Here is a 5,122-nt window from a genome sequence, read left to right as displayed (position 1 = left end):
CGCGGTGTGCTCGAGCCGGAAGACGCCGAGACGATGGCGAACTGGGATCACGGGGGCGGCTTCTCGCTCGACGCCAGCGTGCGCGTCGAAGGAGCCGACCGTCCGGGCCTGGAACGGCTGCTGCGCTCGCTCGCCTTTCGCGCTGGAGCACCGCTACGCGCACAGGTCACCTCGCGCTCGCTGGCGTGCCAGAGAGTCCGACCGCGCCGCTTGCCACAGCGACTGAGACTGAGCCAATCGCGGCGACCGCTGCGCAAATCACGGTCCCGAGCGCCTCGTCTGGCAGTAAGGAGCAAGGATGGGGCAGAGGAAACCATTCCCCGTCGCGTCGCCCGTTACGCCTGGGCGCTGCTGCTCCGCGGATCTGGATCTATGAGGTTTTTCCGCTCGTCTGCCCACGCTGCGGCGGTGAGATGCGAATCATCGTCCGACGGCGGGCGCGCCGACCACCAGCGCCCGCTAGCGATGCTCGGCAGCGAAACCCGGGCGCGATTGCCATCGGCAGCTGGTCCGGGCCAGCGCCCCGGCGGACGCGCCTACCTATGGGCCGGCGCCCTGCACCGCCTGCGGTTTGCTGCTCGCGGCGCCGCGAAGGCATCCTGGAATTGAGCGTCGCCGGCAAGTCGCGGCGCTGCGCCTGGCGCGGTGCCACGGCGTAGCGCCGGCCCGGCGGCGGCCTCGCTCTGACCGGTGTCTGGCGCTGCGCTTCAGAGACGCGCGAGCTGGCTGGCGAAGGTCTTGATGCCGCGCAGCATCATTTCGATCGACATCGCGACCAGAACGAGGCCCATCAGGCGTTCGAGGGCGACCACGAAGCGATCGCCGACGGCGCGCTGAATCCGCTCGGCGAGCACCAGGACGACGGCGCTGACCGCCATCGTGATGCCCAGCGCGGCGATCCACTCCAGGCGCCGGTCGGGCGCCTGTGAAACCAGCAGCAGCACGGTGGCCAGCGCCGAAGGGCCGGCGATCGCCGGAATCGCCAGCGGCACGATCAGTGGTTCGCCGACGCTGTCCGGCGTCTCGCCGCTCGGCGGCGGGAAGATCATGCGCAGCGCGATGAGAAAGAGGATCACGCCGCCGCCGATCTGCAGCGACAGCTCGCTGAGGTTCATCAGGCGGAGGAATCCCTCGCCGACGAACATGAAGGTGAGCAGCAGGACGAAGGCGATCAACACTTCGCGCAGGATCACCCAGGCGCGCCGCTCGGGGGGGACGTGGCGCAGCGCGTTGGCGAAGATCGGGATGTTGCCGATCGGGTCAGTGATCAGCAGCAGCAGGATGGTGGCCGAGGCAAAGGTGTAGTTCATGGCGAGGGGAACGCGGGCGACCGGGCGATCTTACTGCGAAAGTGGCGTCGGTGGCCGGCTCTTCAAGTATTAGCCGCCAGGACACAGTCAACCTGTCGAGATTGCGAGATGAACGCGCGCATCGCCGGCGAACAGCCAGCACACGATGACGATCTCGCCCTGGTCGTGCTTCTCGTCGCCGGTGATGGCGGCTCGCGAAGTTCGAGCGCTGCTCCGGTTTGCCAGGTCAGGCGGGTGTTCGGCTGGCCGAGTCGCGCGAGGCGACCTCGACCGCCGGCGCTCCCGTCATCGCCAGCAGTTCCTGTGGCGACAGCGCGAAAACGGCATGCGGATGGCCGGCGGCCGCCCAGATCCTGGCGAAACCAAGCAGATCCTCATCGACGAGTACGAGCGTGTCCCTGAGGTGCCCGATCGGGCAGACGCCGCCGATGGCGTAACCGGTGTGTGCGCGGACGAAGGCAGCGTCGGCCTTGCCGAGCGGCCCGACCAGGGCGGCAACCTTCGCTTCGTCGACCCGGTTCGCGCCGCTGGCGACGACCATCACGGCGGTATCGTCGGCAAGGCGGCGGAAGATGATCGACTTGGCGATCTCGGCGACGCGGCAACCGAGGCCGGCCGCCGCCTCGGCGGAAGTCCGGCCGCTCGCCGGCAACAGGACGACCGGCTGGCCGTGGCCGATCGTTCGCAGCAGATCGGCCACGCGCTGGGCGCTTTCGGGGAGTCTGGTCTCTGTTTGCATGGGCACTGGCAGGTGGTCTGGCGCCGGCACCCGGCGGCGCAGCGGCGCCGTGTGGCGGCACGGGAAAGGCCGGCATTATGCCACAGCGACGCCGATCGCCGGGACGACGCGCGCAGGCTCGGTCCGCGAAGGTGCTGTCCGGGAGGCGCCCATCGCAGATCGGGAAAAAGCTTCTCGCCCCGCCACTGCGCGCGCGGGCGGTGGGCCGAGGTGGCGACGCCGGCCGGCGACATTCCGGCGCTGCCGCCGCCCGGCGCCGTCGAAGCCTTCACGCCGCGCATGGACGCGGTGCCTGCGCGCGGGCAGCACAGCGCGCGGTCTTCGGCGAACTCGGCTGGGAGGCGGCGGCGATCGGCCGCCTGCGTCAGGCGGGGGCGATCTGAACCTTGCCGCTTCAGTTGCCGGACCGAGCCTGGCGGATGGCTTCGACGATTGCGGTCAGGATCTCCCGTAGTTCGTCCGGCAGCGTGGTGGGGATCGCGGGGAGCTGGCCGGCGGCGAGCTGACCAAGCGCGGCGGCGAAGATCGGGAAGGGCGCCGGGTAGCCGTCGAGGGTGCGCAGGGCTTCTACCGCATCGGGGTCGATCGACTGGCCGCCGAAGGCGGCCTGGGCGCAAGCCAGGGTGAGGGCTTGCAGGGCCTACAGCATCCGGTTCGGTACGCCATCACCGCCACCGGCAAGGCGTTCGATCTCGGCGAGCTTGGCGTCGCGCTTCTGCGCCCAGCCGGCAGCTGCGGCGGGGTCCTGGCGGGCGGCGGCGATCTCGGAGAGGGTGTTGTAGTCTCTCCAGACGTCGTTCAGGCCGAGCGATTCGTGGAACTCGCGCGCTGCCTCGGCGTGGCGCTCGGCGGCGGCGAGGTCGCCGAGGCGGAGGTGGATGATGGCGAGCTGGCCCAGGGATCCGGCTTCGTCGGGTGGGTTGCCGAGCGCTGGGTCGATCCGCAGCGATTCCTCGACGGACGCGAGGGCGGCCTCGAAGCTGCGCCGCGCGGCGGGCTCGTCGCCCTGCGCGCGTGCGGCTTCGCCTTCGAGCCGGCAGACGATGCCGTGGTTCTGGGCGGCGCGGCCGAGGCTGCGCTGGTCTTGCAAGGCGACGGCGAGTTGCCGGGATTTCTCGTACCAGGCGCGCGCCTCGGGCAGACGGCCAGCGTCCTGTTCGACGACGCCGAGGAGGTTGTAGGTCCGCATCATCGAACCTTGATTGCCCGCCGCCTGAAAGCGCTTTAGCGCCTGCTGGTAGAGGGTGACGGCCCGGGGGCACTGGCCGCGATCATCGGCGAGGCTGCCCTGATGCTGGAGAAGCGCTCCCTCCAGTTCTTGGTCGCCGGCGTCGCGGGAGGCGGCGAGGGCGAGGTCGTAGCGCGCATCGGCGTCGTCGTAACGGCCGGCGGCCGTGAGGACGCTGGCGCATTGGCCATGACCCGCGGCAAGCTCGCGCTGGTTGCCGAGTACCGCATGGATGCGAAGGCCGGTTTCCGCGACCGCCAGCGCCTCGTCGCGTCGGCCTGTGCCGCTCAGCGCGTTCGCCAGATCGCCGAGGGTCGCCGCGAGGTTAGCCAGCGTGTTGGCCGCCCTGGCGGCTTCGCCCGTGGTCAGCAGCGCTTGCCACGGCTCGCCAGCCGCCTTTTCGACCAGCGCTTCCCAGAGCCCGACGGCTTCGCGAAGAATCGGGATCGCCTGGCTCGAAGCGCCCGCAGCGTGGAGCACCCTGCCCAGGTACGGTACGGCCAGCGCCAACTGAAACGCCGGATCGAATTCCGTCGTCGAGCGGAGCCGCTCGATCAGCGCCTGAAGCTGTTCCACCGCGCCCTGCGGATCGCCCTGCTGGAGACGTGTCCAAGCAGCCTGTCTCTCGTAGACCGCCGCATCCTCCGTGAAAGCGCCCTGCCGCGTCGCATCCCGGAGCATCGTCACCCAGGCGTCGCGCTCGCGCAGCCGGTTGGACCTTTCGAGATAGTGGCGGAACGTCTCCCCGAGGAGGGCGGCCTCGCGGATCCGCCCATCGCCGATCGCCCAGCGGACCGCGCAGCGGTAGTTGGCCTCCTCGCGCTCGAGAATCGCCAGCGCGGCGCGCGACTGCGAGCCGCGCAGCATCTTGTTCAGCATCTGCATCACGGCCCCATAGACGTCGATGAAGCGCCGCCGCGTCTCCGGCTGCTGCGCGAGGCGGTCGTCGGCCGTGGAGGCGGCGAGCGTCGGGTGGAAGCGCAGGAACGGGCGGTTCGCGATCTGAATCTCGTCCTCGACGCGAACGAGGGCGATTCCCTGCAACTCGGCGCGGATCGGCTGCCAGTCTTCGGGGCGGAGCTGGCTGACGTCGAGCAGGACGGCCTCGAAGACGCCGCCGCGGAACAGGCCGAGCCACGGCAGCGCGGCACGCGCGGCGGCGCTGAGGTGGCGGCGCGAGAATTCGAGCGAGGCGAGCAGCGACGAGTTGCGGCCCTTGCCGCCGTCGGGAGCGGCCGGGGCTGCCTGCTCGAAGCGGGCGAGGAGGCTGGCGAAGTCGGCGCGGATGGCCTCGGGGGTGAGCGTCTTCAGGTGCGGGCCGACGAGTTCGATCGACAGCGGGTGATCGGCGAGGTCGTCGAGCAGCGGGTCCAGCCTCTCGCGGCCGAGGCGGGGATCGCTGAGCTTGAGGTCGTGGCGCTGCAGGATTCCGGCGAGCAGCCACAGGCTGTCGGCGCGGGCGAGACCGTGCAGTTCGTGGCGGCGGGCGCCGGGCAGGCCGGTCTCGCCGGGACGGCAGGTGACGAGCAGCGCGCCGCGCCCCGGCCCGCGCGTGAGATCGGCGAAGAGCTCGGCGAGGCGGCGGCGTTCGTCGTCGGTGTAGGGGCTGGCGGCGTCGTTGAACTGCGGCAGCGTGCTCTCGAAGTTGTCCCAGACGAGCAGCACCTGCTGCTGCTGGATGAACTCGATCGCGCGCCGCCGCTGCTCGCTGGGCGGGAACTGGTTGAAGTTCTCGCCGGCGAGGTAACAGCCGAAGACCTGCACGACGCGCTCGGCGCTGGTGAATTGCTCGAAGCTCACGAAGCACGCGCCGTCGCGGAAGAGTCCGCTGCGCGTCCACCACTC

The 5,122-nt window shown here is 70.5% G+C and carries 3 protein-coding genes; all 3 read right to left on the bottom strand.

Annotation, left to right across the window (positions count from 1 at the left end; all coding sequences use genetic code 11):
• Positions 1-707: 707 nt before the first annotated feature.
• A complete protein-coding gene (locus CAPSK01_RS08790) occupies positions 708-1,310 on the bottom strand; it encodes a MarC family protein (protein WP_034925332.1) in 603 nt (200 codons plus the stop codon).
• Between the two features lie 226 nt (positions 1,311-1,536).
• Entirely contained in the window at positions 1,537-2,049 is a 513-nt protein-coding gene (locus CAPSK01_RS08785) for a YbaK/EbsC family protein (protein ID WP_034925330.1), read from the bottom strand.
• Positions 2,050-2,689: 640 nt separating this feature from the next.
• Positions 2,690-5,122, bottom strand: a 2,433-nt coding sequence (locus tag CAPSK01_RS08775) for a tetratricopeptide repeat protein (RefSeq protein WP_034925324.1), incomplete at its 5' end; no start/stop codon positions are given.

The sequence above is a fragment of the Candidatus Accumulibacter vicinus genome, assembly GCF_000584955.1.
Taxonomy (GTDB): domain Bacteria; phylum Pseudomonadota; class Gammaproteobacteria; order Burkholderiales; family Rhodocyclaceae; genus Accumulibacter; species Accumulibacter vicinus.
The sequence above is the reverse complement of the archived record's forward strand: the minus strand, read 5'-3'. Positions and strand labels throughout refer to the sequence as shown.

Bases quoted from the DNA above. Each gene is read 5' to 3' on its own strand.
- CAPSK01_RS08790 (WP_034925332.1), bottom strand. From the start codon at position 1,310: ATGAACTACACCTTTGCCTCGGCCACCATCCTGCTGCTGCTGATCACT.
- CAPSK01_RS08785 (WP_034925330.1), bottom strand. From the start codon at position 2,049: ATGCAAACAGAGACCAGACTCCCCGAAAGCGCCCAGCGCGTGGCCGAT.